General features: G+C 27.5%; 2 protein-coding genes. Both read left to right on the top strand.

From position 1 onward, the window contains the following. Positions 1-98: 98 nt before the first annotated feature. Entirely contained in the window at positions 99-581 is a 483-nt protein-coding gene (locus FNW07_RS13620; protein WP_126745373.1) for a YqiA/YcfP family alpha/beta fold hydrolase, read from the top strand. 184 nt (positions 582-765) lie between these two features. Then, the gene (locus FNW07_RS13615; protein WP_126745372.1) at positions 766-1,314 is read left to right on the top strand and encodes a hypothetical protein; all 549 of its coding nucleotides are present in this window, start codon (positions 766-768) and stop codon (positions 1,312-1,314) included. The last annotated feature ends 34 nt before the right edge of the window (positions 1,315-1,348 follow it).

The raw sequence follows: 1,348 nt of genomic DNA, 5'->3' as shown, positions 1-1,348 counted from the left end.
AAATTTAGAAAAGAATCTTACTTTTAACTAATTAATTTAACAGACCCGAAATTGCGTTAAGGTCTTGAATCCGCCCCGAATAACAGACAAAAGACATTATGAAAATTGCTTATTTACATGGTTTAGATTCGAATAATTTAAGTCCGAAAAATGTTTGGCTAAAATCGATTGCAGAATTATTTGACCCAAATATTAATTATAGAGAAAGCAACATTTATCAAAGTCTAAAATCTAAAATTTTTGCATTTAAACCTGATATTATAATAGGTTCTTCAATGGGAGGATATTTTGCACATGAAATAGCTAAAGAATTAAATTTCACTGCAATTTTATTTAATCCTGCATTACATTCAAGAAGTTACGAACCTGATATGAAGGGACATATAATTGGAAAATATAATCCATTTATGCACTATGTTTTTGGTCAAAATGATAACATTATCAATCCGACAAAAACTTTGGATGTTATTAAAAATGATGCGAATAAAAATATAACGTATTCTCTTTTAAATCATGGACATGATACACCGTTTGAAATATTTCAAAAAGAAATTGAAAAATATATTGAAAAGAAAAATTAATAAAACCGATCTGCCAACAGCGGTTTGCCTCAATGGCTTAATTCTGTGATTCTTTAGAAAATACGCTGATTACTCAAAGTTTGGTTTATATTTGTGATTGTTCGGTGATAAACGCCACTGAGGCAAGCCACCGGACGTTAGCAGATATTTTATAAAGCAACGTGAATATAGCAATATCTAAAAAATGATGAATAAACAAATATTTAGGATTGATTCGAAAAAGTACGAGAAAAAGAAAAGTGAACAACATAAATTGTGGTTATTTCTTTTCATTTTTATTTCCATCATAACTATAGTTGTTAATTATAAACTTTATAGATTGATTAATAAAGATTTAAGTTTTTTTGTAATAAGTGCAATTTCTTCTATCGTTATTTTTTTCATCATATTAAAGAAGACTTTCAAAATTTCAAGTGTACAATGGGATTCGTATCAAATTGAATTAAGTGAAATTGGTGTAAAAAGAACTATGAGAAAGCCTATAATAAGAGAATTTCAATCTGACACTTGGGAGACTTTCGAAACTAGAATCAAATGGGAAAATTTAGTTTTATCACAATCAACGAAATTTATTTTAACTGACAAATCTATTTCTGAATATAATAGAAATATTAAAAATGAGGGAATAATAATAATTCCTGAAGAAATAGAAAGAAGAGAAGAATTAATTTCCAAAATAAAAACATCTGCTAACAGCGGTTTGCCTCAATGGCTTAATTCTGTGTTTCTTTAGAAAATACGCTGATAACTCAAAGTTTGGTTTATAT

This window comes from Flavobacterium sp. GT3R68 (genome assembly GCF_007109225.1).
Lineage (GTDB): Bacteria > Bacteroidota > Bacteroidia > Flavobacteriales > Flavobacteriaceae > Flavobacterium.
Note: the sequence above shows the minus strand (reverse complement) of the source record. Positions and strands in the feature narration are given on the sequence as shown.